Here is a 23,748-nt window from a genome sequence, read left to right as displayed (position 1 = left end):
GGGCGGTGTTACCCATCGTCCCCCATCAAAGTGTTATGCATGTCTTCGGCCGCATCGCGCCCTTCGGCCACCGCCGTCACCGTGAGATCATCGCCGCCAGAGGCACAATCCCCGCCGGCCCAAACACCCTGAAGTGATGTCTGCCCGGCGCTTGCGACCTTGATCTTGCGTCCCTCCAGATCAGGCAGGTCGTCGCCTTTCAGCGTCTGGCCAATTGCCCTGAAAATCTGATCCGCCGGCAACCTTAGTGTCTGCCCCGTACCGCGCATCTGGTTGTCGACATACTCGAATTCGATCTCGCGGACCGCACCGTTGCCATGCATCGCAGTGGGTACCGCATGGGTCACAATCCGCACGCCTTTTGAAGCGGCCAGGTCCTGCTCGAACACGGAGGCGTTCATGCGGTCGCGGCCCCGGCGATAGACCAGCGTCACGTTCAAGGCGCCCAGCAACTTGGCCTGCACAGCGGCATCCACCGCCGTCATTCCGCCGCCGATGACAACAACATCGCGACCGATCGGGACCTGCGCCAGATCGCTGGCTTGCCGCAACTCAGCGATGAAATCCACCGCGTCTGTCACACCTTCCTTGTCATCCCCGTCGATCCCAAGCGCATTGACCCCGCCCAGGCCCGTGGCAAGAAAAACCGCGTCAAAGCCTTCGCGCAATGCGGCAAGGGTCATGTCCTTGCCCAGCGCTGTCTCGTGACGGATTTCGATGCCACCGATTTGCAACAGCCACGCCACTTCGGCCTGGGCGAATTGGTTCGGCGTCTTGTATGCGGCAATGCCGTATTCATTAAGCCCACCGGGTTTGGGGGCTGCGTCCATGACGACCACGTCATGCCCGTGCATTGCCAGACGGTGCGCGCAGGAAAGCCCGGCCGGACCCGCACCAACCACGGCCACCGTTTTGCCAGTAGACGCAGAACGCACGAACGGATGGGTGCCCTGACGTTGCAGATGGTCCGTGGCATAGCGTTGCAACTGGCCAATCAGCACCGGCTTGCCCTCGGCCACCTCACGCACGCAAACCTCTTCGCACAGTGTTTCGGTAGGGCAGACACGGGCGCACATTCCGCCCATGATGTTTTGTGTCAGGATCGTCTTAGCGGCCGCATCCGGCGTGCCCGTTGCGATTTGGCGGATGAACAGCGGAATATCGATGTCGGTCGGACAGGCTGTGATACATGGGGCATCATGGCAAAAGTAGCAGCGATCAGCAGCAACCAGCGCCTCGTGGTCATCAAGTGGCGGATGCAAATCCTCGAAGTGTGTCTCATAGGCGGCAGGTTCCAGCCGTGCACTCTTGATTCCGGGCTCAAAGACGTCTGCTGGCATGGGCGGCCTTTCACTGGTGTGTGTATCGATATCAAAACGCTCTCACGGATCAGAAATTTTATCAACTGGTAAAATTCTGCCTGCTCAATTTTCATGCGCGGACCCCCGCCTGTTGATCGGTGTGGTTGAAAATTGCTTGCTTTAGACTTTGGGCGTCGCAATATCGACCGTGCTACGCGTAAGACTTGCGATGACTGCTCCATACGGCTCAGCACGACAATCTTCCAAGAGCCGCGCTGCCGCATTCCGTGGGCAGGAACAAATAGGAGAATGGGGTCATGGCAACTGGCACCGTAAAATGGTTCAACACAACAAAGGGCTATGGCTTTATCGCCCCGGATGGCGGCGGCAAAGATATCTTTGTCCACATTTCGGCAGTCGAACGTGCGGGGCTGACCGGGCTGGCCGACAACCAGAAAGTTACATTTGACGTGGAAGCGGGCCGTGATGGCCGTGAAAGCGCGGCGAATATCGCACTGGCCTGACGCGCCTTTGAGAGATTTGAGAAAGCGGGGACTGCGGTTCCCGCTTTTTTTGGTGGCTCAGCATCCACGAGCCCGGGCAACCCGCCCAACGGGTCTGGCTACGCCCCCTCCCAATCGACCCCGGTTGCCTCTTCGATCACCAACCGCCCTTCTGGCCAAGGCGTCATCAAAGAGGTCACCTCTTGCTCGTTCCCTTCCAGCCAAAACGGGATATCGCCCTGCTCCAACAGAACCCCCATGCGATGATGGATCGGCGCGACGTCTGCATTTGGCGGGCATGTCACCGTTGCCACCTGCGCCACGTGCAAGCCGCCCGGTGCTTTCCAAACATCCGTGATGGCCGCAAACCACAAAAAAACTGCGTCAGATGGCCGGATCCGCCAAGCGGTCTTGCGCCGCTTCTCACCGGTCCATTCATACCAGCCATTTGCAGGAACAACGGCACGCCCGACACCAGCGAAAGCGGTTTTGGCAAACACGGTTTCTGATCGGGCGTTGATCAGTGTTTCCATGACCGGACGTCCGCGCGCATTAACGCGGCCTACCGGAATGATCCCCCAGCGCATCTGCTGGAACCCCTCCGATGTGAGGGTGACGATCTGCTCGCCGGGGGCGATGTTCTGGCGCGGCACCTGCGCGTCCAAATCGCCCATATCCTGTCCCAGCACCGCACCAAGCGCTGCCATTTCAGAGGTCAGGAACAAGCGGCCCGGCATAATATCACTCCTTTATTGCCTCGGTCAGTTGCAGGACGTAAGGCCCCAGCCCCGCAACGATCTGTGCGACACCTTCTGCGTTGGGATGCAAACGATCCGCCTGCAAGAGCGGCAATAGGGCCCCGAACTCGGGTAATGATCCATTCTCATGCAATCCGACAAAGAAGCTTTCGGCGAAGTGCACGTCATAGGCCGCCGCGAGATCTGGATAGATCGCATCGAACTGCGTTTTGTAGGCCGGTCCAAAATTGCCACCAGCCTGCATGCCCACCAGCAGCACCACGACATCTGCGGCCTTCGCCGCCTTTAGAATGCCATCCAGGTTTTGCCGCGCCTCTTCGGGTGGCAAGCCGCGCAGCACATCGTTTCCGCCCAGCGCGACGATCATACCATCGACGTCCGGCGTCAGCGTCCACTCTACCCGCGCCAATCCGCCCGCGGTCGTGTCCCCTGAGACCCCCGCATTGATCAGCCGAACGTCTGCCCCCTGGGCATCAAGCCAGCCTTGCATTTGCGGCACAAATCCCTGTTCGGCAGGCAGCCCATAACCCTGCGTCAGGCTGTCTCCAAGCGCAACGATCACAGACTGATCCGCCTGAACCGCCCCCGCGTATAGAACAACAAACCCAATCAACGCCTTGCGCATGCTTTCAGAACCTCCATATCGAACGACAACCCTAGCAAAAGGCCGCACCGCATGACGACCCCTGTGTTTCATCTTGAAGATGTGGTTCTTTCGCTCAAGGGCAATGCCGGGGCGGTTGAGATCCTGCGTGGTATTTCCATGACGGTAGACGCAGGCGAGACGGTGGCGCTGACGGGACCGTCCGGGTCGGGAAAGTCGTCGCTGCTGATGGTTCTGGGTGGGTTGGAGCAAGCCACAGGCGGCACTGTCGAGGCGTTGGGCCAAAACCTAACCTTAATGAGCGAAGATGCATTGTCGCGATTCCGGCGAGGGCGGATGGGGATCGTGTTTCAATCCTTTCATCTGATCCCCACCATGACGGCGCTTGAGAATGTGGCGACGCCGCTGGAAATAGAGGGCAACACCGATGCTTTTGACCAAGCCGAAGAAGCGCTGAAAAACGTTGGACTGGGCCACCGGCTTGCACACTATCCCGCGCAACTTTCCGGAGGCGAACAGCAGCGGGTCGCGCTTGCCCGGGCCTGTGCGCCCCAGCCTGCCATTCTGTTGGCGGATGAGCCGACGGGCAATTTGGACAGCTCCAACGGGGCGACGGTGATGGATTTGCTCTTCGACATGCGCGACCGCTTTGGCGCGACGCTGGTACTGGTGACGCATGATCCAACGCTGGCTGACCGGTGTGACAGGGTAATCAGGCTTTCCGACGGGCGGGTCGCATGAGCCTTGTGCTGGCCGCTCGCTTTGCCCGTCGCGAGATGCGCGGGGGGCTGAGAGGGTTTCGCTTGTTTCTCGCGTGCCTTGCGCTGGGTGTCGCGGCGATCGCGGCTGTGGGGTCCGTACGCGCGGCGATCGATGCCGGACTGAAGCGGGAAGGTGCCGCACTGCTGGGCGGAGATGCAGAGCTGGAACTGACCTATCGCTTTGCCACGGCGCAGGAACTTGAATGGATGGCCGCGCAATCCCAAGCGGTGAGCGAGATTGTCGAGTTTCGTTCCATGGCTGTGGTGGGGGAAGACCGTGCGTTAACCCAAATCAAGGGGATCGATGACGCCTACCCCCTTGTAGGCCAAATGGCGTTAGCACCGGATATCCCGCTGGCTGATGCCCTGGCTGAGGTGGATGGCACCCCCGGCGCGGTGATGGAACGCGCATTGATTGACCGGTTGGGTCTTGAACTGGGGGATACCTTTTCGTTGGGCACCAAGGCGTTCCGTTTATCCGCGCGCATTGTAAACGAACCGGATTCAGCGGCCAGCGGCTTTGCTCTTGGCCCACGCACGATGGTACCACGCAGCGCACTTGACGGATCGGGATTGCTGTCTGCCGGCACGCTTTTCAACAGCAAATATCGTCTTGATCTGGCATCAGACGCCCCGCTCGCTGATATCGAGGCGGCGGCTGAGACAAGGTTTGAGGGCAGCGGCATGCGCTGGACCGATGCGCGCAACGGGGCGCCGGGAATAGCGACCTTTGTGGATCGCCTCAGCGCGTTCCTGATCCTCGTAGGGCTTTCGGGCCTGGCCGTGGGGGGCGTGGGCGTCTCGGCTGCGGTGCGGTCTTATCTCGCCCGCAAGACCGAAGTCATCGCCACCCTGCGCGCCCTTGGCGCGGTCCGTGCCACGATCTTTCAGACATATTTTCTGCAGATCGGGGTGCTGTCACTGGTTGGTGTCGCGCTTGGTGTTGTCATCGGCGCCATGGCGCCCTTGATACTGGCCCCGCTGATAGAGGCGCGTTTGCCGATTCCGGCCTCCTTTGCGCTGTATCCTGCGCCGTTGGCAGAGGCGGCAATATACGGCCTGCTCACAGCATTGCTTTTCACGCTATGGCCACTGGCGCGCAGCGAAGACGTGCGCGCGGCAACATTGTTCCGCGATGCCTGGGACGGCGCGCGCGCCTTGCCCGCGTGGCGCTACATTGCGCTGACGGTCCTGATCGCGGCCGTGCTCGTCGGTCTTGCGGGCTGGTTCAATGGCTCTTGGTGGCTGACGCTCTGGACCCTGGGGGGGATCTCTGGCGCGCTTGTTCTGCTTGCGGTGACCGCCGTACTCATCCGCATTCTGTCACGCCGCGCGGCGCGGATCGCGCGTGGGCGGCCGCGATTACGATGGGCGCTCAGCGCGATCAGCGGCTCGGGCGAAGGGGCAGGCGCGGTGGTGCTGTCGCTGGGGCTGGGCCTGTCCGTTCTTGCCGCCGTAGGCCAGATCGACGGCAACCTGCGCAAGGCCATCACCGGCAACCTGCCTGACATTGCGCCCTCATACTTCTTCGTGGATATCCAGAAAGACCAGATGCCTGGCTATACCGAACGTCTGGAAAACGATTCCGCCGTCAGCAGGATCGAAAGCGCGCCAATGCTGCGCGGTGTCATAACCCAGATCAATGACCAGCCGGCGCAGGATTTGGCGGGTGATCATTGGGTCCTTAGCGGCGATCGGGGCGTGACCTATGCAGCCACACCCGGCCCGCGCACGAAGCTGACACGCGGAGAATGGTGGCCCGAGGATTACAGCGGCACGCCATTGATCAGCTTTGCCGCGGAAGAAGCCGAAGAAATGGGGCTGAACCTGGGCGATGCCCTGACGATCAACATCCTGGGCCGCGACATCACCGGGACCATCGTGAACTTTCAGGAAGTCGACTATTCCGGCGCGGCGATGGGTTTCATTCTGACCATGAACCCCTCAGCACTGGCGGGTGCACCGCACAGCTTCATCTCTACCGTCTATGCAGAGGAAGATGCCGAAGCCGCAATCCTGCGCGATCTGGCGCAGGCCTATCCCAACATTACCGCCATTCGCGTGCGCGATGCCATAGACCGCGTGTCCGGGGTATTGTCAGGTCTGGCGGCGGCAACCTCCTATGGTGCACTGGCGACGCTGCTGACCGGTTTCCTTGTGCTAATTGGGGCGGCTGCTGCCGGAACGAACGCGCGAACCTACGAGGCCGCGGTTCTAAAAACGCTTGGGGCCTCCCGCCGCGCTATCGCCGCCAGCTTTCTGATCCGGGCCGGGCTGATGGGGCTTTTTGCCGGGATGGTTGCCTTGCTCAGCGGTATTTTGGCCGGATGGGCGGTCAGTACCTTTGTGATGGAGACCGCGTATACCGTGATCTGGCCCTCAGCGCTGCTGATCATCGCTGGCGGGATCCTCGCAACCGTTCTGGCCGGAATCGGCTTCGCCTGGCGGGCCCTCAACGCGCGCCCTGCACAGGTGCTGCGCGCACGCGAGTAGGCTCGCATGTCAAATGGAGGAACCCCTTGCGGCCAGCCACAAAGATGTCCTCAAGGGTGCCCGCAGTTCTAAAATCGCCCACGCTACTCCGCCGCTTCGGCGTAGTCCTCCATTGGGGGACATGTGCAGATCAGGTTCCGGTCGCCATGCACGTTGTCCACCCGGTTGACCGGTGGCCAATACTTGTCAACGCGAAATGCCCCGGGCGGGAAACACCCTTGCTCGCGGGTGTAGGGCCGGTCACCCCAGTTCGTCACCAAGTCCTCGACCGTATGTGGCGCATTCTTGAGCGGGTTGTTTTCCCGATCCATATCGCCCTTTTCGATCTGCGCAATCTCGGCGCGGATCGCGAGCATTGCATCGCAGAACCGATCCAGTTCCGCTTTTGTCTCGCTCTCGGTCGGTTCAACCATCAGCGTCCCCGCCACAGGGAACGACATGGTGGGCGCGTGAAAACCACAATCGATCAAGCGCTTTGCCACATCATCGACCGTCACGCCTGCGGTCTTCTCGAAGGGCCGGATGTCAAAGATACACTCATGCGCGACGCGGCCCGTGGGACCCTTGTAAAGCACGTCATAGGCCCCTTCGAGACGCTTGGCGATATAGTTGGCATTCAAAATCGCCACCCGCGTCGCCTGCGTCAGACCCTCGCCCCCCATCATCAGACAATAGGCCCAAGAGATCGGCAGCAGCGAAGGCGAACCGTAAGGGGCCGCCGACACCGCGGCGCCCTCTTGATTGGGATGCCCCGGCAAATGCGGCACCAGATGCGCCTTCACGCCGATGGGGCCCATTCCCGGCCCGCCACCGCCATGCGGAATGCAGAAAGTCTTGTGCAGGTTGAGATGGCTCACATCGCCGCCAATGTCACCGGGTCGCGACAGGCCGACCATGGCGTTCATATTGGCCCCGTCAATGTAGACCTGTCCACCATGGTCGTGCACGATTTTGGTCACTTCGGTGACCGTTTCTTCAAACACACCATGGGTCGATGGATAGGTGATCATGCAGCCTGCAAGGTTTTCGCCATGCTGCTCTGCCTTGGCGCGGAAGTCTTCCAGGTCGATATCGCCGTTGTCCGCCGATTTCACGACGACAACCTTCCATCCCACCATCTGAGCCGAGGCAGGGTTGGTGCCATGTGCGGACATCGGGATAAGGCAGATGTTGCGATGATCCTCGCCGTTCGCACGATGATAGCCCGCGATAGACAACAGCCCGGCGTATTCCCCCTGCGCGCCGGAATTCGGCTGCATGGAGATGGCGTCATACCCGGTGATGTCACACAGTTTTGACGATAAATCGTCAATCAGTTCCTTATACCCCAGCGCCTGATCGCTGGGCGCATAAGGGTGCATCAGCGAAAACTCTCGCCAACTGACCGGCATCATCTCGGCTGCTGAATTGAGCTTCATCGTACACGATCCAAGAGGGATCATTGCCCGGTCCAACGCCAGATCACGGTCCGCCAATCGACGCATGTAGCGCATCATTTCGGTTTCGGCGCGGTTCATGTGGAAAATTGGATGAGTCAGGAAATCTGTCTGCCGGATCAGCTTTTCCGGCATGTGGTAATGCGGCGTGTAATCCTTGTCTTCGCGGTCAATGCCAAAGGCCCGCCAGACGGCTTCGATCGTGGCGGGCTTGGACCGTTCATCCAGGCTGATCCCCACCTTGGTCTTGCCCACTTTGCGCAGGTTCACCCCTTCGCGAACCGCCGCCGCCAGCACGCCACGCTGCAACAATCCCACGTCAACGGTAATCGTGTCAAAATAGGTCGCGGGACGCACGTCGAAGCCGGCCTGCTTTAGCCCTTCCGCCAAGCGCGCCGTCTTGCGGTGGATCCGCTGCGCAATCGCCTTGAGACCTTCCGGCCCATGAAAGACCGCATACATCGACGCCATGACGGCCAGCAATGCCTGCGCGGTACAGACGTTCGACGTGGCCTTCTCGCGCCGGATATGCTGCTCGCGGGTTTGCAGCGAAAGCCGGTATGCCCGGTTTCCGTGCGCATCAATCGACACGCCCACAATCCGACCCGGCATGGCACGTTTCATCGCGTCCTTGCACGCCATATAGGCCGCGTGCGGCCCGCCATAGCCTTCCGGCACACCAAACCGCTGGGTAGAACCGACAGCAATATCCGCGCCCATGGCGCCGGGCTCTTTGAGCAGCGTAAGCGCCAGCGGATCTGCAGAAACGATGCCGACCCCCTGGTGGGCATGCAATGCGGCAATCGGGTCGGAAAAGTCGCGCACATGTCCATTTGTGCCCGGATACTGAAAGATCGCGCCAAAAACGGCACTCGCATCCATTTCCCTGGGGTCCCCGACAATTACCTCAATCCCCAAGGGTGCCGCGCGCGTCTTCATCACGGCGATGTTCTGCGGATGACAATCCTGATCGACAAAGAACGCGGTCATCTTGGACTTTGACACCCGCTGCGCCATTGTCATCGCCTCGGCGCAGGCTGTGGCCTCGTCCAGGAGAGACGCGTTCGCAACCTCCAACCCAGTCAAATCGGAAATCATCGTCTGGAAGTTCAGCAGCGCTTCAAGACGGCCCTGCGATATCTCCGGCTGATACGGTGTATAGGCCGTATACCATGCAGGATTCTCCAGAATATTGCGCTGTATCGCTGGCGGGGTGACGGTGCCGTAGTACCCTTGTCCGATAAGCGACGTCAGAACCGTGTTCTTTGCCGCTGTCTTGCGCATGTGTTCCAACACTTCGCGCTCAGATTTGGCACGCCCGAAATCCAGCGGTGCCTTGGCGCGAATGGCTTTTGGCACCGTGTCATCAATCAGCGCCTCAAGATCGTCTACGCCCACAACCTCAAGCATGTCGTCCATTTCAGCCGGCGACGGGCCGATGTGACGGCGGTTCGCAAAATCATAAGGCAGATAGTCCGTTGGCTTGAAGGTCATATCACCCCCCATTTCAATGTTCCGAAAATATGCAAATCCAGCAGGCTGATCAGGGCTCAGCCGATGAACTTCTGGTATCCCGCCTCATCCATGAAGTCGTCCATCTGGCTTGCATCACTAATCTTCATCTTGAAGAACCACGCTTCGCCCTGAGGGTCGTCATTGACCATAGACGGATTGTCCGTCAGCGCGGAATTCACTTCCGTGATCTCGCCATCTACGGGCGCAAGAATGTCTGAAGCTGCCTTTACGCTTTCGATCACGACGACTTCGTCATCCTTGCTGACGGTCGTGCCTTCATCCGGAAGCTCGACAAAGACCACATCGCCAAGCTGCTCAGCCGCGTGGGTGGTGATGCCAACAACCATTTCGCCATCTTCCTCGCGCAGCCATTCGTGTTCTTCTGTGAATTTCATTGGTCTCTCCTCATGTCTGATTATCTTTTGAAGTTTGCCGTCACGAAAGGCAGGTTTGCAACGCTCAATCGCATCCGCTTACCGCGCACCTCGCCCCACAACGAGGTGCCAGTCGCGGCATGATCCGTGGCGACATAGCCCATGGCGACAGGTCCACCGACCGTTGGCCCAAAGCTGCCCGAGGTGACCACCCCGACGCGCGAACCGCCGACCTCGGCATCAAATATCTCGACGCCGTCGCGCATCGGCGCACGGCCTTCGGGCCGCAACCCGACCCGCTTGCGCTTTATACCAACGGCAAATGCAGCCTGGATTGCTGCCGCACCGGGAAATCCACCCGCACGGTCTCCGCCCGCCCGGCGCACTTTCTGGATCGCCCAGTTCAGAGCGCCCTCAATCGGATTGGTGTCCGCATCAATATCATTGCCATAAAGGCAAAGACCGGCCTCCAGCCGCAGTGAATCACGCGCGCCCAGCCCAATGGCCTTAACGTCCTCGTGCGCCAGCAACTTCCGCGCCAGCAGTTCGGCCTCATCTGCCAGAACGGAAATCTCGAAACCATCTTCGCCGGTGTATCCTGACCGCGATGCCCAAACCTCAATCCCGTCAAGCGTCAGATCGGCAACATCCATAAACGCCATCTCGTCGGCGCGCGCATCCATCCCTGCAATGACTGCGCCTGCCTTGGGGCCCTGCAGCGCAATCAACGCGCGATCGGTGATCTCGGTGACCTGTATCTCGGGTTCGACTGCCGCGCGCATGCGGGCAATGTCAGCTTCCTTGCAGGCCGCATTGACGACAACAAGCAAATGATCGCCGCGCCGCGCGAACATCAGATCATCCTCGATACCGCCTGTTTCATTGGTGAAGAACCCGTACCGCTGGCGGTCCTGTTCCAGACCCAGCACATCCTGCGGGATCAAGGCCTCAAACGACCTTGCCACATGATCCCAGCTTTCGCCTGACAGGATCACCTGCCCCATGTGGCTGACGTCGAAAAGCCCGGCAGCACTGCGCGTGTGCTGGTGTTCCTTCATGACCCCAAGCGGGTATTGCACGGGCATCTCATATCCCGCAAAAGGCACAACCTTGGCGCCAAGTTCCACATGCAGATCGTAAAGTGGCGTACGGTGCAGATCGCTCATGGGTCCCCTCCCCTTATTCCGGAGCCCACAGACATCCGGCATCAACGCGCTGATTGATCAGCAGCCCTCGATGCCCCCTCTGTCCTTTCGCCTGAGATCGTTATCCCTTCGGCGGCCCGAAACCCGGGCTCTCTCCAGAGTGTCTTTTTCCATCACGGTCCATGAGCCTGAGAGTTTCCGGGGCGGTTGCTCCTTCGGCATCGTCCTTGCGGGCGATTCTCCCATGACGGATACCTTTACGTATGCTGCGGCATACCGTGCCGTCAAGCGCTTGTAGCAGGTCGCTGAAAATGCTCAATAAAGCTCATGACACCTTACTTTTTCGGCTACGGCAGCCTCGTCAACCGCGCCACCCATGCCTATCCTGACGCGCAACCGGCCTCCCTCAGTGGTTGGCGCCGCACGTGGGTGCAGACCCCCGCGCGCGCAGCAGTCTATCTGTCGGTGGAACCCGCAGCAGATGTCAGCATCGATGGACTGATTGCCGCGGTTCCGGGGGCGGATTGGGCAGCGCTTGATCAACGCGAGGCCGCCTATGCCCGGGTCGCGTCTGGCGGCGCGGTTTCACATGCCCTGTCGCCTGCACCCGATGTATCCCACTACACCGTCACCGATACCCGCCATGTCACCGCCAACCCGTTCATTGTGCTAAGCTATCTCGACATCGTCGTGCAAGGATTCCTGCGAGAATATGGAAAAGACGGCGTGGCCCGCTTTTTTGCCAGCACGGCAGGGTGGGAGACCCCCATCCTGGATGACCGCGCGGCACCGCGGTACGCGCGGTATCATCAGTTGACCAAGGCAGAAGAGGCATTGGTGGATGACCACCTCGCGGCACTACCGACGCGCGTGAAATAGCGTCATCAGCCGGCCTTCGCGGCCAAAAATCGCCTCTTTGGGTTCGCGTTCCCCGCCGCCTCGTGCGATGACCCGCAACGCCAGCACCCAGGCGATAACGCCAAAAAGCACACCCGCCGCGGCCTGTCCGATCAGCACCCCCGGTGCGCCATAAAGTGCCGAACCTGCCCAGACAAACGGGATCAGCGCGACCGCATTGCGCCCCCAGTTGGTATAGGTGGAATAGAACGGGTGGCCCAGGTTGTTGAAGGCTGCGTTGGCGACGAACAGAATGCCCGGAAAGAAAAACAGCAGCGATAACGGTCCGCAGAAGAGGTAGATCAGTTCGCGGGTAATCCCGTCAGCCTCAAACAAGGCCGCGATCGGCCCCCGGAGGACAAAAAGCACTGCCGAAACCAGTACTATGACGATGGCCGTGAACCAGACTGCGGCCCTGAAGCCTTCGCGCACGCGGCTCATGTTACCCGCGCCAAAGTTCTGGCCCAGGATCGGGCCAACCGCACCCGACAGCGCAAAGACCACACCAAATGCGACCGGGATCAGGCGCCCCACGATGGCCATGCCAGCCACCGCAGCCTCCCCATAACCCGCCATCGCGCGCGTCACGAACGCCTGCCCCACAGGGGTGGCAATCTGCGCCAGTATGGCGGGAAAGGCGATGGACAGAACCGGCATCAGATCGCGCCGCATTCCCGGCAGGTGCGGCATCGCGATGCCGCCATAAATCCGGATCAGCGGGAGTATGGCCACCAAGGCGATCACGACCCGCGCAATGGACGAGGCAATCGCGGCACCCGTCAGTTCCAGATCCAGCCCGAAAATCAGGATCGGATCCAACACCGCATTCACAACACCCCCTGCAATCGTCGCCATCATGGCGCGGCGCGCATCGCCATGCGCCCGCAATATTGCCCCGCCCATCATCCCCACCATTAGGAACGGAACGGAAGGAAGGATGATCGCCAGAAAATGCACCGACAGATCCGCCGTATGCCCGGTGGCCCCCAGCAGCGCCACAAGATCGGCCAGAAATATCCAGACAATGATGGAAAAAATCACCCCAAAGATCACACCGTAGGTCAGCGCATGCGTGGTCCGCTCGCGCGCCAATGCCTCATCGCCGGACCCCAATGCGCGCGCAACCAATGCGCCTGCCGCAATGGCAAGCCCAATGCCGAACGAGGTCGTGAAGAACAGGATCGCACCCGCATAGCCGATGGCGGCCGCCAATTCGGCCTTACCCAGCATGGCAATGAAAATCATGTCGACAAAGTCGACCAGAAAGACAGCCATCAGACCCACGGAAGAGGTAAGCGCCATTACCGTGGTATGACGAAAAAGGTTCCCCGTCAGAAACTTTGCCTGTGCATCAGCCATGGGGCGCGGTCCCCCGTTTCACCCTTTTTCAAATACCTCAGCGCGCCCTTCGATACAGGCGCGCGGTCAGGGTGACACTAGCCCCGGGCCTTCACGACCTGCAACAGTGGCATCACTTGCGCCATTTCCGGCCCACTTTCCTGCCCGGTCAGCGCCAACCGCAGGGGCCGGAACAAGCCACGCCCCTTACGCCCCGTCGCCTCTTTCACGCCGGCAGTCCAGGTGCCCCAGGTTGTTTCATCAAATGGCATATCAGGCAGCATCGCGATGGCCTCGGCCACAAATGCCGCGTCGTCTGCCTCAATGATTGGCTCCGCGCCGTCGCGAAACATGGCCCACCAGCCGTCAAGATCAGCCAATGTCTGGATGTTCTCGCGTGTCACAGCCCAGAACTGCGCTGCCTTGCCGTCTGGCACACCAACTGCACGGACCGCTTCAGCGACCTCATCCAGCGGCAGTTGCGACAAATACCGGCCCGTCAGCGGGAATAGATCGGCGACATCGAACTTGGTCGGGGCGGACCCGAACTGAGCGATATCAAAACCCTCCGCAATCGCCGCCAGATCATCGTGCAATTCGACCGGGTGCGAAGATCCCAACCGCGCCATCAGGCTCAGCAGGGCTGCAGGCTGCACGCCTTGTTCGCGCAGATCGCGCAGCGCCAGCGTGCCCAAGCGCTTGCTCAGCGCCTCGCCCTTTGGGCCAGTCAAGAGCGAATGGTGCGCAAACAGGGGGTGCGAACGGCCCAGAGCGCCCATGATCTGAATCTGCGTTGCGGTATTTGTCACATGATCTGATCCGCGCACCACATGGGTCACACCCATATCCGTGTCATCCACCACGCTGGCCAGCGTATACAGGATCTGGCCATCGCCCCGGATCAGCACCGGGTCCGAGACAGACGCCGAATCAATTGAGATATCGCCCAGAATGCCGTCATCCCACTCGATCCGCTCCTGGTCGAGTTTAAAGCGCCAGACGCCGTTACCGCGCTCCGCGCGCAGTGCATCCTTTTCATCATCCGACAAGCCAAGTGCCGCGCGGTCATAGACCGGTGGTTTGCCCATGTTGAGCTGCTTCTTGCGCTTGAGGTCCAGTTCGGTCGGCGTCTCGAAGGCCTCGTAAAACCGTCCCATCTCGCGCAGTTGATCTGCGGCGGCGTGGTATCGGTCCAGCCGCTCTGACTGCCGTTCGGTCCGGTCCCAATGCAGGCCCAGCCATTCAAGGTCCTCTTTGATACCGTCGACGTATTCTTCCTTGCTGCGCTCAGGGTCAGTGTCATCAATGCGCAGGATAAAGGTGCCGCCAGCCTTGCGGGCAATGAGATAGTTCATCAACGCCGTGCGCAGATTGCCGACATGGATATATCCGGTCGGAGAGGGGGCAAAACGGGTGACGGTTGCGGTGGACATCTTGACGCTCCTTCTGGTGGGCCGTGATGTGTCACAGGGGGCGTGGCTTGTCCAGCAACCGGGACGTCCGGAACGGGAGTGTCTTTCGCCCCCATCCGGTGGGTGGCGCGGATCAGGTCGGGTGCACCGGCCAGCGCATCCCGAGATCTTTCAGGCCCGCGCGAATAAGCTCACCCAGCACATCGATATCCGCATCCTCCAGCTTATTGAGGTACAGGCACGACTTGCCTTTCGAATGCTTTCCCAGCCGCGCAAGTATATCGCCAAAGTCGGTATAGCCCGGCATGATATAGATGCTCAGCTTGGCCTTTCGGGGCGAGAACCCTGTTGCAAGATAAGACCCGGAGCGCCCTGAGGCGTAGGTATAATCATAGCGTCCATAGCCCAGCATGTCGCCGCGGTAGAGTAGTGGCTGCCAGCCAGTGATCTTGCGAAAGAGCGCATCAAGGCGGGCAGCCTCGGATTTGCGTCGGTCAGGCTCAACTGCGGCAAGGAATGTTTCAACTTCGGTCATGTCGCACCCTTTCGATCCGGGACATGTGCATCGATGAAATCTGCCGACGCGGGATGCCCCAAAAGGCGCGCTTCCTCGGCCGGGGTGGTACAATCGTCAATCCGGGTGCGTCTGTCGCGATCAGCGCCAGCATCCATGAGCATGACCATCGCTCTTTCGTCATCCATCACCGCCGCGCGGTGCAGCGGTGTCCAGTCCTGCGATCCATGCTGGTTCACATCTGCACCGGCCGCGATCAAAACGGAAAGGATTTCGTGACGGGCCTCACCCTCCAGCTCAAGACAGTCATCAAAGACGGTATAGCCATCGTCCCCCCGGAAATTCAGATCGGCACCCTCATTGATCATCCAGGTGACAGCTGCCGGGTTCCCGCTGACAATCGCATATGAAATCCATCTGTTCCCAAACGTGCCGTCGCCCCCTTTGGGAAAGTTGCCGAGGTGCCGCTGCGCGTCGACAAGACCCGCGATATTGCCCTTGGCGCAATAGTCGACAATGATCTCACGATCTGTCCGACCGCCCGTCATGCGCGTCACCCGCCTTCGTTCAGCGCGCCATTCTCCCACTGACCGCTGGCCTCTTCGCCGGTGGCGTAGCGCATCGTGCCTGCGCCCTGGCGTTTGCCGGCCTTGAAGCTGCCTTCGTAGACATCGCCATTGTCGTAGGTTGCAATACCCTGACCGTCAATTTCGCCGTTCATCCAGTCACCGTCATAGCTGAACCCGCTGACCATCGTGATCTTGCCCTTGCCGTGTCGCTGGCCGTTCTCAAAAGCACCTTCGTATACGGTGCCATCTGGATAGGTCGCCTTGCCGATTCCGTGCCGCTGGCCCTCGATCCAGTTCCCCTCGTACCGATACCCATCGGCGTAGGTCATAACACCTTGCCCGTGATTGCGCGCGTTCTTGAACATGCCGTCGTAAACAACGCCGTTGGCATAGGTCGCCTTGCCCTTCCCATCGATCACACCCGCAGCCCAGGCCCCTTCATACGTGGAGCCGTCGGGGTAGGTTATCTTTCCCGTGCCATCCGCCAGATCATCGCGGAAAGTCCCCACATAAACCGACCCATCGGGGTAGGTGACCTTGCCCTGACCTTCGATTTGCCCGGCAACCCAATTGCCTTCGTAGACATAGCCATCTGTGCCGGTAAAGGTGCCCTGCCCCTGACGGCGGTCATCCTTGAACTGGCCCACGTAAACATCGCCGTTCTCGTAGGTGACTTTGCCCTGTCCTTCGCGGCGCCCTCCGACAAGGTTGCCTTCATAGACATCCCCGTTTGGCTGCGACAGTTTTCCGGCCCCATCAATCTGGCCGTCTTTCCACATTCCGACGTAGACCAGACCGTCAGGCATTGTCAGCTTGCCTTGGCCTGAGCGTTTGCCTGCAAGGATTTCGCCCTCATAGACCGCCCCGTCCGGGTAGGTGATCGTGCCCTGGCCCTGTTTTGCCCCATCAACCCAGTCGCCCTTGTACTCGTACCCGCCGGGGCTTTGCATCACGCCCTTGCCATGATGCTTGGCATTGCGAAACTGGCCCTCGTAGCGCACGCCGTTGGCATATAGCGCAACCCCCTGGCCCATGATGGCACCCGCCACCCAATCACCTTCATAGGTCCCGCCATCGGCAAAGATGATCTTGCCGAAGCCCTCTGGTTTGCCTTTCGCAAAACTGCCTTCGTACACCGATCCGTTGGGAAAGCGTGCGGTGCCCTGCCCTTTGATCTCTCCCTCGACCCATGCGCCGGAATACTCATACCCGTTGGGCAACCTATAGGTGCCCTGACCGTGCTGCAGCCCCCCCTGGAAGGTGCCTTCATAGACGCCTCCGTCATCATATTGCTTGGTCTGAACCTGACCCTCCTGCGCCGTGGCCGCCAGTGGCAACAGCGAAAGGATCAGAATAATTCTACGCAACGACATCAGATGCAGCCCCCTGGATCACCGCCGGTACCGGCGTTCCGGCCCGGTCGTGGCCGCACCCCTGCGACCGTGCATCAAGCCTAAGCAATGGAAAGAAATGGAGCAATGTCTTTTCAGGTGCTTGGCAAGAAGCCTCTGTCGGTCATAATCTGCCACACAAGCAAAAGGATCCGCAGATGAGCGATACGGCGACATTCACAGGCCAGTGTTACTGCGGCGCGTTGGCCTACAGCGCTGCGGGCAAACCCATGTTCAAGGCACAATGCCATTGTCGGGAATGTCAGTACTTTTCTGGCGGTGGCCCGAACTATTTCATGATCCTGCCGGTTTCAGGCTTCGAATGGACCAAAGGCGCGCCGCGGACCTTCACCCGGTCCGACCTTGATGCGCCCGTGACGCGCACCTTCTGTGAAACCTGCGGGACACACATCACCACGGAACTGACCGATGGCGAACGGCTGGTTCTGAAAGTCGGAACGCTGGACGATCCTGCAACATTTGGCGGACCACGCGCGGCGATCCACATGGCGGATCAGCAGCCCTTCCACCTTGTCGCACCAGATGTACCTTGTTTCGACCGTCTGCCCTAATGGCATGTCCGCCCCTGCATCATGTGCGGATTAACCAAGCGGCCTATGCGCATCTGCTTTCGCCTTTCCCCCGGTGATTGATCTGCTACATCGCTTAAAGACAGGATAACTCAGGGCCAAAACCATGGCAGACACCTTTCGCATCACACTTGGCCAGCTGAACCCCACCGTTGGTGATCTGGCAGGCAACGCCGCGCGCGCGCTTGAGGCGTGGGAAGCCGGCAAGGCGGCAGGTGCCGATATCGTCGCACTGCCTGAAATGTTTATCACCGGATACAATGCGCAGGATCTGGTGATGAAAAAGGCATTTCAGCTTGATGTGATGACCCACATCACCCAGTTGGCACACGATTGCGCGGATGGACCTGCGTTGGCTATCGGCGCGCCATGGGCCGAGGGGACAGAGCTATTCAATGCCTACCTGATCCTCAAGGGTGGCAAGATCGCATCGCGCAATTTCAAGCATGAACTGCCCAATGAGACAGTGTTCGATGAGGTGCGCATCTTTGACAGTGGCCCGTTGGGCGGCCCCTATTCAGTGGGCAACACGCGCGTCGGTTCACCCATTTGCGAGGATGCCTGGCATCCGGATGTGGCCGAAACGCTTGCAGAGACGGGGGCAGAGTTTCTGCTGGTACCCAATGGATCGCCCTATTACCGCGACAAGATGGACACGCGGCTTAACCATATGGTGGCGCGCGTGATCGAAACCGGTCTGCCCCTGATCTATCTGAATATGGTGGGCGGTCAGGACGACCAGATCTTTGACGGCGCAACATTTGCGCTGAATCCCGGCGGCAAGCTGGTGATGCAACTGCCTCCCTTTGATGAGATGATCCATCACGTGGATCTGAAACGCGGGCCGGACGGCTGGCGGATCGTAGAGCAACCGCTTGCCCCGCAGCCCGACGCATGGGAGCAGGACTACCACGTCATGGTGCTGGGCTTGCGCGACTACATGCGCAAGACCGGTTTCAAAAAGGTCTTGCTGGGCCTGTCGGGGGGCATCGACAGCGCCATCGTCGCCACCATCGCTGTGGATGCGCTTGGCGCGGACAATGTGCGCTGCGTGATGCTTCGGTCAGAGTACACGTCTGAGGGATCACTGACGGATGCAGAGGCTGTGGCGAAAAACCTTGGCTGCCGCTACGACTACGTGCCGATCTCGGAAGGGAGGCAGGCGATCACCAATACGCTGGCGCCGCTGTTCGAAGGCACCGAACCGGGACTGACCGAGGAAAACATCCAGTCCCGCCTGCGCGGCCTGCTGCTGATGGCCCTCAGCAACAAATTTGGCGAAATGCTTTTGACCACGGGTAACAAATCCGAGGTCGCCGTTGGCTACGCAACGATCTACGGCGACATGTCCGGCGGCTATAACCCGATCAAAGACCTGTACAAGACGCGGGTTTTCGAAACCTGCCGCTGGCGCAATGCCAACCACCGCGACTGGATGGTGGGCCCCAAGGGCGAGATGATCCCCGAGACGATCATCACCAAACCACCCACAGCAGAGCTGCGCGAGGATCAAAAGGACAGCGACAGCCTGCCAGATTACCCCGAACTGGATGCTATTCTGAATATTCTGGTGGATCAGGACGGGTCGATTTCCGATTGCGTGGCCGCTGGGTTTGACCGGGACGTGGCCAAGAAAGTGGAACATCTGATCTACATCTCGGAATACAAGCGCTTCCAGTCGGCGCCTGGCCCGCGCCTCACAAAGGGCGCCTTCTGGCTCGATCGGCGCTATCCCATCGTCAATCGCTGGCGCGACCCAAGCTAGTTTCAGCGCCACGTTCTTGTGAATTGCGCCGTCCGTACCTGCAAGGCATGGTTGGCACATGCGATATCTGATTTTTCTGCTGAGTTTTCTTGCCGCGCCCGCATTGGCGTGCGGCCCCGATTCCAATTGCCCGGTCGGTGACCGGCACTACCGAATAGTCATGCCGCAAGGCCATGACGGTGCGTCGCCCGTGGGCGCACTGATGTGGAGCCATGGGTACCGCGGCTCGGCCCAGGGTGTCATGCGCAATGGCAGTCTGCGGCGCATGGTGTCGGACGCTGGCCTTGCCCTGATTGCCATGCAGGGGGTCGGGGGTACGTGGGACCTGCCTTATGGTCCGCGCACATTTGACAGCACCGGTGCGGCGGAGTTCGCCTATTTTGATGCGGTCATCGCAGACGCAGCAAAACGTTATCCAATTGATACGACCCGGATCGTCGCCAGCGGCTTTTCTGCAGGCGGTATGGTGGTCTGGAACCTTGCCTGTTCCCATCCCGACCAGTTCGCCGGCTTTGTTCCGATGTCCGGCACCTATTGGCTAAGACCCCCGGAAGTCTGTAGTGCTCCGGTGTCCAGCATCGTGCATATCCATGGGGATGCAGACAAAACGGTGCCCCTTGACGGTCGGCCGATCCGGGAAACCAAGCAGGGCGAGGTCAGCGAGGCACTCGCGCATTACTCTGCATTCGGCGGCTTTGGTTCTGTGCAGTCTTCAGAAGCGGGGGATCTGGCGTGCGAGAACCGCGCCAATGACGCAGGTGATATCCTGGAGTTCTGCCTCTTTCCCGGTGGCCACTCATTCCGCACCGAACACCTGCGCTACGGCATAGAGCGGTTGCGGGATGCGGGGCAAATCTAAAGCGTCGGCGCGCCGAAGGTCTGATCAAACTCCGCTTTGCCTGAAGGCGAAAACGCCACCACCCGCGTTCCATCGGCCCGCGTACACCAACCCTTCGTCACCATCTGTGCCAACAAAGCCCGACCGACGCTGCCCGCCAAATGAGTTTGCCGCGCACTCCAGTCCAGGCAAGTCCGGCAGAGCGGCGTCTTCGATTTTTTCAGAAGGTGCAGGTCAACACCAAAGTCACACACAAAGATGCACCCTGCGTCGGTCAACGAGACACTGCCGCTCTGCTCTTCAAGATAGCCACGCTCCAGCAAACCCTGATACAGCGCGATGCCCCGCGCGCCTGCCAGATGATTGTAACACACCCGGGCTTCGCGCAGTGCTGCATCCTTGGGGCCGGTGCGCGTGCGCAAGTGGCCCGCGCCTGCGGCCAGTCCCATCAATGCTTCAAGAACTTGACCAACATCGTCCCCTCCAAGCGTGAAATACTTGTGCCGTCCGGATTTGCGCATGCAGATCATATGCGCTGCTTCCAACTTGCTCAGATGCGCGCTGGCCGTCTGCAAGGTCACACCCGCCTCGCCCGCCAGTTCGGTGGCGGTCAGGGCCTTGCCGCTCATCAACGCAGTCAGGATATTGGCGCGCGCCGGATCACCAATCAGCGCGGCAATCCGCGAAATGTCAGGGCCTTCTTTCATAGTTCGACCTTAGCCGAAGCATTCACGCCAGACAATCCGCTAGGCTGCTCACGAACATGAAAGGAAACACCATGCTGACCTGCATTATTCGCTACCAGATCGACCCGAACAAACACGCGGCCTTTGACCGTTACGCCCAGAACTGGGGTCAGGCGATTCCGCGATGCGGGGCAGATCTTGTCGGGTATTACGCCCCGCACGAGGGGTCATCGACGCTGGCCTACGGCATCTACAATATCTCCAGCCTTGCCGACTATGAATACTACCGCGCGCGCCTCAAGGACGATCCGCTGGGTCGCGAGAACTATGCTTTCGCGCAGTCAGAAAAGTTTATCTTGCGCGAGGATCGCACATTCCTGCGCCTTGCTTCCGCCCCGCACAACATTCCGACATGATCGCTGACTACTTGGAAGTCCCGCCTGCCGTGGGACCCTAAGCCAAAAGGGACTTCCTAGACACTTTCTTTCGCCTCCAAACGGGCAAGCCATGTCTCTGCATCCTTCAGCACCGTTTCGCGGCGCTCTTTGTCCATGCGATCCCACGTCCGGTACATATTGCCCATGCGCGGGTTGTTCTCGAACCGCGCGCGATGACGGTCCAAGAAATGCCAGTACAGCAGATTGAACGGGCACGCCCCTTCGCCCACCTTCTTTGACACGCTGTAATGGCAGCCTTTGCAATAATCGGACATGCGATTGATGTAGGCGCCGGACGACACATAGGGTTTGGATGCGATGATGCCGCCATCAGCGAATTGGCTCATCCCGACCACGTTGGGCGCTTCGACCCATTCGTAGGCATCGGCGTAGACCTCAAGATACCATTCATGGACCTGATGCGGGTCAACACCCGCCAGCAGCGCAAAGTTGCCCGTGACCATCAGCCTCTGGATATGGTGGGCATAGGCGTGTTCACGGGTCTGCGCGACCGCCTTGGAAATGCAGTTCATCCGCGTCTCTGCGCCCCAGAAAAAGGCGGGCAGATCGCGTGTGTGGCCCAGCCCATTTCGCGCAGCATAGTCGGGCCCTTCGAGAAAGTAGATACCACGCACGTATTCACGCCACCCGATGATCTGACGAATGAATCCTTCGGCGGCATTGATGGGCACATTGCCCTTTTTCCAAGCAGCCTCGACCGCCTGGCAGACCTCCAATGGCGCCAAGAGGCCCAAGTTGATGTAGGGTGACAAAACCGCGTGATAGAGAAACGCCTCCCCCTCCAACATCGCGTCCTGATAATCGCCAAAGCGCGGCAGGGCCTGCGCCACAAAGTGGTCCAACGCCTGCAATGCTTCCTCGCGCGTGGTGGCAAAATGGAACGGACGTACATCGCCAAAGTTGTCGCCAAAGCGCGCCGCGACAAGTTCAAGCACGTCCTCGACCACCACATCGGGCGTAAATTTAAGCGGGCCCTCACTTGTGATTTCTCCGGGTGCCGGCTTGCGATTGTCGTGGTCATAGTTCCACTTGTCACCCGCTGGTTTCCCGCCCTCCATCATCAGCCCGGTCTTGCGCCGCATATCGCGATAGAAATACTCCATCCGCAGCGCCTTGCGCCCTTCTGCCCACGACTCGAATTCTGCGTGGCTGGCAATAAAGCGGTCATCGTTCAGGATATGGGTCTTGATCGGCGCATGTTTCAGCTTGTTGATGAGCCGCCATTCGCCGGGTTCGGTGCAAATCACCTCTGATGCGCCGGTTTCAGTCGCCCGGCGCAAAACCTCGCCGATGATGGAGCCCGCGTTCTCGGTATCGTCCAATTGGGTATAGCGCACATCCCATCCAGCACTTTGCAAGGTTATTGCAAACTTGCGCATCGCCGAAAAAATCAGCGCGATCTTCTTGGGATGATGTCTGACATAAGTCGCTTCGTCGTTCACCTCTGCCATGACAACAATGTCGTTGGCCTGATCAGCCTCGCGCAACGCGGACAGATCCGCGCTGAGCTGATCGCCCAGCACCAGCACCAATCGCGCTACCATGGCACGGCCTTTCCAGCCCAATCGAAGAATTGCCCGGTATCATCCGGGACCAGCCCGTCAATGACATCCAAAAGATGCGCCGCCGCCTCGGAAGGTTCTGTCGCAGGGTGGCGACCGAGGTACTTTTCAGTGAACTGCGTCTTGACGGTACCGGGATGCATCGCGACGCAGATACTGTGAGGATGACTGCGCGCCAATTCGATAGAGGCCGTGTGCACCACCTGATTGACTGCCGCCTTAGCCGTTCGGTAGCTGATCCAGCCCCCCAGCCGGTTGTCCCCGATGGAGCCTACGCGCGCCGACATAACTGCAAAGACGCCGCGCGTGTCCTTCGGCAACAGATCTGCGGCATGGCGTAGCACAAGTGCAGGGCCCACGGCATTGAGCGTCAACTGATCAGTCATAGCCTGTTGCGAAATCGCTCTGATGGTCTTCTCAGGCTCCGCACCATCAATCTCAAGCGCGCCGGTGGCGACGATGATCAGATCATATGGCCCTTTGAGCGAGCCCAGTGCCCGGTCTACGGATGCCTGGTCCGTTATATCGAACCCATCAACTGACCGCGAAAGCGTTTGCACACGCAGCCCGCGCTCCTCAAGGGCTTTGACCAGCGCCCCTCCGATCCCCCCGGAGGCACCGATGACCAACGCTTGCCCGCTCAAGACGCGTCAGAACTTTGCAGAATTTCGCTCAGCACAAAGGCGACGTCGTCAAGATCGACGTTCATCACCCGCGTGCCGCAGTCCTTGACCCTTTCGGCAAAGTCCAGTCCGTAATAGGCCAGTGCTGCTTCCAGATCATAGACCTGAAGCTCCAATGCGAGTGTCTCGGTATGGGTTGTATCCGACATGCGCAG

23 protein-coding genes and 1 riboswitch are annotated in these 23,748 nt (G+C 59.9%); of the genes, 8 read left to right on the top strand and 15 right to left on the bottom strand.

Going from position 1 to position 23,748, the window contains the following annotated elements:
* Positions 1–8 precede the first annotated feature (8 nt).
* A complete protein-coding gene (locus H9Q16_RS18190) occupies positions 9–1,340 on the bottom strand; it encodes an NAD(P)-dependent oxidoreductase (protein ID WP_191076906.1) in 1,332 nt (443 codons plus the stop codon).
* 278 nt (positions 1,341–1,618) lie between these two features.
* On the opposite strand from H9Q16_RS18190, the gene H9Q16_RS18185 reads away from it, so the two are divergent.
* On the top strand, positions 1,619–1,825 hold the full coding sequence (locus H9Q16_RS18185; protein WP_005851368.1) for a cold-shock protein: 207 nt from the start codon (positions 1,619–1,621) through the stop codon (positions 1,823–1,825).
* Positions 1,826–1,923: 98 nt separating this feature from the next.
* On the opposite strand, the gene H9Q16_RS18180 is transcribed toward H9Q16_RS18185, so the two are convergent.
* Both H9Q16_RS18180 and H9Q16_RS18175 read right to left on the bottom strand, forming a co-directional pair.
* Positions 1,924–2,541, bottom strand: a complete 618-nt coding sequence (locus H9Q16_RS18180; protein WP_191076905.1) for an SOS response-associated peptidase — start codon at positions 2,539–2,541, stop codon at positions 1,924–1,926.
* A gap of 4 nt (positions 2,542–2,545) precedes the next feature.
* Positions 2,546–3,187 carry an arylesterase gene (locus H9Q16_RS18175; RefSeq protein ID WP_191076904.1) on the bottom strand — a complete coding sequence of 214 codons (642 nt, stop codon included), beginning with the start codon at positions 3,185–3,187 and terminating at the stop codon, positions 2,546–2,548.
* A gap of 51 nt (positions 3,188–3,238) precedes the next feature.
* Here H9Q16_RS18175 and H9Q16_RS18170 point away from each other — a divergent pair, with 51 nt between their 5' ends.
* Both H9Q16_RS18170 and H9Q16_RS18165 read left to right on the top strand, forming a co-directional pair.
* Positions 3,239–3,907 (top strand): ABC transporter ATP-binding protein, encoded by a 669-nt coding sequence (locus H9Q16_RS18170; RefSeq protein ID WP_191076903.1) that lies wholly within the window; start codon positions 3,239–3,241, stop codon positions 3,905–3,907.
* A complete protein-coding gene (locus H9Q16_RS18165; protein WP_191076902.1) occupies positions 3,904–6,420 on the top strand; it encodes an ABC transporter permease in 2,517 nt (838 codons plus the stop codon). Before H9Q16_RS18170 ends, H9Q16_RS18165 begins: the two co-directional genes overlap by 4 nt.
* Positions 6,421–6,503: 83 nt before the next feature.
* On the opposite strand, the gene gcvP is transcribed toward H9Q16_RS18165, so the two are convergent.
* The 3 genes from gcvP to gcvT are packed head-to-tail and all read right to left on the bottom strand — an operon-like array spanning position 6,504 to position 10,911.
* Positions 6,504–9,350, bottom strand: a complete 2,847-nt coding sequence (gene gcvP, locus H9Q16_RS18160; protein ID WP_191076901.1) for an aminomethyl-transferring glycine dehydrogenase — start codon at positions 9,348–9,350, stop codon at positions 6,504–6,506.
* Positions 9,351–9,406: 56 nt separating this feature from the next.
* Positions 9,407–9,766: a glycine cleavage system protein GcvH gene (gcvH, locus tag H9Q16_RS18155; RefSeq protein ID WP_191076900.1), complete on the bottom strand. Its 360-nt coding sequence runs from the start codon at positions 9,764–9,766 to the stop codon at positions 9,407–9,409.
* A 20-nt stretch (positions 9,767–9,786) separates the two neighbouring features.
* Positions 9,787–10,911 (bottom strand): glycine cleavage system aminomethyltransferase GcvT, encoded by a 1,125-nt coding sequence (gcvT, locus tag H9Q16_RS18150; RefSeq protein ID WP_191076899.1) that lies wholly within the window; start codon positions 10,909–10,911, stop codon positions 9,787–9,789.
* Positions 10,912–11,056: 145 nt separating this feature from the next.
* A riboswitch (glycine riboswitch) is annotated at positions 11,057–11,145 on the bottom strand.
* Positions 11,146–11,217: 72 nt separating this feature from the next.
* On the opposite strand from gcvT, the gene H9Q16_RS18145 reads away from it, so the two are divergent.
* Positions 11,218–11,769: a gamma-glutamylcyclotransferase family protein gene (locus H9Q16_RS18145; protein ID WP_191076898.1), complete on the top strand. Its 552-nt coding sequence runs from the start codon at positions 11,218–11,220 to the stop codon at positions 11,767–11,769.
* Here the strand turns inward: H9Q16_RS18145 and H9Q16_RS18140 are convergent.
* The 5 genes from H9Q16_RS18140 to H9Q16_RS18120 form a co-directional block, all read right to left on the bottom strand.
* Positions 11,749–13,146 (bottom strand): MATE family efflux transporter, encoded by a 1,398-nt coding sequence (locus tag H9Q16_RS18140; protein ID WP_191076897.1) that lies wholly within the window; start codon positions 13,144–13,146, stop codon positions 11,749–11,751. The genes H9Q16_RS18145 and H9Q16_RS18140 overlap by 21 nt on opposite strands.
* Positions 13,147–13,223: 77 nt before the next feature.
* On the bottom strand, positions 13,224–14,558 hold the full coding sequence (gene gltX, locus H9Q16_RS18135; RefSeq protein ID WP_191076896.1) for a glutamate--tRNA ligase: 1,335 nt from the start codon (positions 14,556–14,558) through the stop codon (positions 13,224–13,226).
* Between the two features lie 112 nt (positions 14,559–14,670).
* Entirely contained in the window at positions 14,671–15,072 is a 402-nt protein-coding gene (locus H9Q16_RS18130) for a DUF1801 domain-containing protein (RefSeq protein WP_191076895.1), read from the bottom strand.
* A complete protein-coding gene (locus tag H9Q16_RS18125; protein WP_343067896.1) occupies positions 15,069–15,599 on the bottom strand; it encodes an ankyrin repeat domain-containing protein in 531 nt (176 codons plus the stop codon). Before H9Q16_RS18125 ends, H9Q16_RS18130 begins: the two co-directional genes overlap by 4 nt.
* 5 nt (positions 15,600–15,604) lie before the next feature.
* On the bottom strand, positions 15,605–16,993 hold the full coding sequence (locus tag H9Q16_RS18120; protein WP_191076894.1) for an MORN repeat-containing protein: 1,389 nt from the start codon (positions 16,991–16,993) through the stop codon (positions 15,605–15,607).
* Positions 16,994–17,169: 176 nt separating this feature from the next.
* On the opposite strand from H9Q16_RS18120, the gene H9Q16_RS18115 reads away from it, so the two are divergent.
* The 3 genes from H9Q16_RS18115 (at position 17,170) to H9Q16_RS18105 (ending at position 20,225) form a co-directional block, all read left to right on the top strand.
* Positions 17,170–17,583, top strand: coding sequence for a GFA family protein (locus tag H9Q16_RS18115; protein ID WP_191076893.1), 414 nt, complete (start codon positions 17,170–17,172; stop codon positions 17,581–17,583).
* Positions 17,584–17,707: 124 nt separating this feature from the next.
* Positions 17,708–19,366, top strand: a complete 1,659-nt coding sequence (locus tag H9Q16_RS18110) for an NAD+ synthase (protein ID WP_191076892.1) — start codon at positions 17,708–17,710, stop codon at positions 19,364–19,366.
* A 58-nt stretch (positions 19,367–19,424) separates the two neighbouring features.
* On the top strand, positions 19,425–20,225 hold the full coding sequence (locus H9Q16_RS18105) for a CE1 family esterase (RefSeq protein ID WP_191076891.1): 801 nt from the start codon (positions 19,425–19,427) through the stop codon (positions 20,223–20,225).
* Here H9Q16_RS18105 and H9Q16_RS18100 read toward each other — a convergent pair.
* On the bottom strand, positions 20,222–20,911 hold the full coding sequence (locus tag H9Q16_RS18100; protein ID WP_191076890.1) for an ArsR/SmtB family transcription factor: 690 nt from the start codon (positions 20,909–20,911) through the stop codon (positions 20,222–20,224). The two genes, H9Q16_RS18105 and H9Q16_RS18100, sit on opposite strands and share 4 nt — an antisense overlap.
* A 71-nt stretch (positions 20,912–20,982) precedes the next feature.
* Between H9Q16_RS18100 and H9Q16_RS18095 the strand changes: the two genes are divergently transcribed.
* Positions 20,983–21,306: an NIPSNAP family protein gene (locus tag H9Q16_RS18095; protein ID WP_191076889.1), complete on the top strand. Its 324-nt coding sequence runs from the start codon at positions 20,983–20,985 to the stop codon at positions 21,304–21,306.
* A gap of 56 nt (positions 21,307–21,362) precedes the next feature.
* Here H9Q16_RS18095 and H9Q16_RS18090 read toward each other — a convergent pair whose 3' ends face one another.
* Genes H9Q16_RS18090 through H9Q16_RS18080 form a run of 3 tightly spaced genes read right to left on the bottom strand, consistent with a single transcriptional unit; the run spans position 21,363 to position 23,742 of the window.
* Positions 21,363–22,892, bottom strand: coding sequence for a cryptochrome/photolyase family protein (locus H9Q16_RS18090; RefSeq protein WP_191076888.1), 1,530 nt, complete (start codon positions 22,890–22,892; stop codon positions 21,363–21,365).
* On the bottom strand, positions 22,886–23,554 hold the full coding sequence (locus H9Q16_RS18085; protein ID WP_191076887.1) for an SDR family NAD(P)-dependent oxidoreductase: 669 nt from the start codon (positions 23,552–23,554) through the stop codon (positions 22,886–22,888). Before H9Q16_RS18085 ends, H9Q16_RS18090 begins: the two co-directional genes overlap by 7 nt.
* Positions 23,551–23,742 carry a hypothetical protein gene (locus tag H9Q16_RS18080; RefSeq protein WP_191076886.1) on the bottom strand — a complete coding sequence of 64 codons (192 nt, stop codon included), beginning with the start codon at positions 23,740–23,742 and terminating at the stop codon, positions 23,551–23,553. Before H9Q16_RS18080 ends, H9Q16_RS18085 begins: the two co-directional genes overlap by 4 nt.
* Between the last annotated feature and the right edge of the window lie 6 nt (positions 23,743–23,748).

Origin of the sequence: Sulfitobacter aestuariivivens, from assembly GCF_014763045.1 — a bacterium.
Classification (GTDB): Bacteria; Pseudomonadota; Alphaproteobacteria; order Rhodobacterales; family Rhodobacteraceae; genus Sulfitobacter; species Sulfitobacter aestuariivivens.
Note: the sequence above shows the minus strand (reverse complement) of the source record. Positions and strands in the feature narration are given on the sequence as shown.

Bases quoted from the DNA above. Each gene is read 5' to 3' on its own strand.
- H9Q16_RS18190 (WP_191076906.1), bottom strand. From the start codon at position 1,340: ATGCCAGCAGACGTCTTTGAGCCCGGAATCAAGAGTGCACGGCTGGAA.
- H9Q16_RS18185 (WP_005851368.1), top strand. From the start codon at position 1,619: ATGGCAACTGGCACCGTAAAATGGTTCAACACAACAAAGGGCTATGGC.
- H9Q16_RS18180 (WP_191076905.1), bottom strand. From the start codon at position 2,541: ATGCCGGGCCGCTTGTTCCTGACCTCTGAAATGGCAGCGCTTGGTGCG.
- H9Q16_RS18175 (WP_191076904.1), bottom strand. From the start codon at position 3,187: ATGCGCAAGGCGTTGATTGGGTTTGTTGTTCTATACGCGGGGGCGGTT.
- H9Q16_RS18170 (WP_191076903.1), top strand. From the start codon at position 3,239: ATGACGACCCCTGTGTTTCATCTTGAAGATGTGGTTCTTTCGCTCAAG.
- H9Q16_RS18165 (WP_191076902.1), top strand. From the start codon at position 3,904: ATGAGCCTTGTGCTGGCCGCTCGCTTTGCCCGTCGCGAGATGCGCGGG.
- gcvP (WP_191076901.1), bottom strand. From the start codon at position 9,350: ATGACCTTCAAGCCAACGGACTATCTGCCTTATGATTTTGCGAACCGC.
- gcvH (WP_191076900.1), bottom strand. From the start codon at position 9,766: ATGAAATTCACAGAAGAACACGAATGGCTGCGCGAGGAAGATGGCGAA.
- gcvT (WP_191076899.1), bottom strand. From the start codon at position 10,911: ATGAGCGATCTGCACCGTACGCCACTTTACGATCTGCATGTGGAACTT.
- H9Q16_RS18145 (WP_191076898.1), top strand. From the start codon at position 11,218: ATGACACCTTACTTTTTCGGCTACGGCAGCCTCGTCAACCGCGCCACC.
- H9Q16_RS18140 (WP_191076897.1), bottom strand. From the start codon at position 13,146: ATGGCTGATGCACAGGCAAAGTTTCTGACGGGGAACCTTTTTCGTCAT.
- gltX (WP_191076896.1), bottom strand. From the start codon at position 14,558: ATGTCCACCGCAACCGTCACCCGTTTTGCCCCCTCTCCGACCGGATAT.
- H9Q16_RS18130 (WP_191076895.1), bottom strand. From the start codon at position 15,072: ATGACCGAAGTTGAAACATTCCTTGCCGCAGTTGAGCCTGACCGACGC.
- H9Q16_RS18125 (WP_343067896.1), bottom strand. From the start codon at position 15,599: ATGACGGGCGGTCGGACAGATCGTGAGATCATTGTCGACTATTGCGCC.
- H9Q16_RS18120 (WP_191076894.1), bottom strand. From the start codon at position 16,993: ATGTCGTTGCGTAGAATTATTCTGATCCTTTCGCTGTTGCCACTGGCG.
- H9Q16_RS18115 (WP_191076893.1), top strand. From the start codon at position 17,170: ATGAGCGATACGGCGACATTCACAGGCCAGTGTTACTGCGGCGCGTTG.
- H9Q16_RS18110 (WP_191076892.1), top strand. From the start codon at position 17,708: ATGGCAGACACCTTTCGCATCACACTTGGCCAGCTGAACCCCACCGTT.
- H9Q16_RS18105 (WP_191076891.1), top strand. From the start codon at position 19,425: ATGCGATATCTGATTTTTCTGCTGAGTTTTCTTGCCGCGCCCGCATTG.
- H9Q16_RS18100 (WP_191076890.1), bottom strand. From the start codon at position 20,911: ATGAAAGAAGGCCCTGACATTTCGCGGATTGCCGCGCTGATTGGTGAT.
- H9Q16_RS18095 (WP_191076889.1), top strand. From the start codon at position 20,983: ATGCTGACCTGCATTATTCGCTACCAGATCGACCCGAACAAACACGCG.
- H9Q16_RS18090 (WP_191076888.1), bottom strand. From the start codon at position 22,892: ATGGTAGCGCGATTGGTGCTGGTGCTGGGCGATCAGCTCAGCGCGGAT.
- H9Q16_RS18080 (WP_191076886.1), bottom strand. From the start codon at position 23,742: ATGTCGGATACAACCCATACCGAGACACTCGCATTGGAGCTTCAGGTC.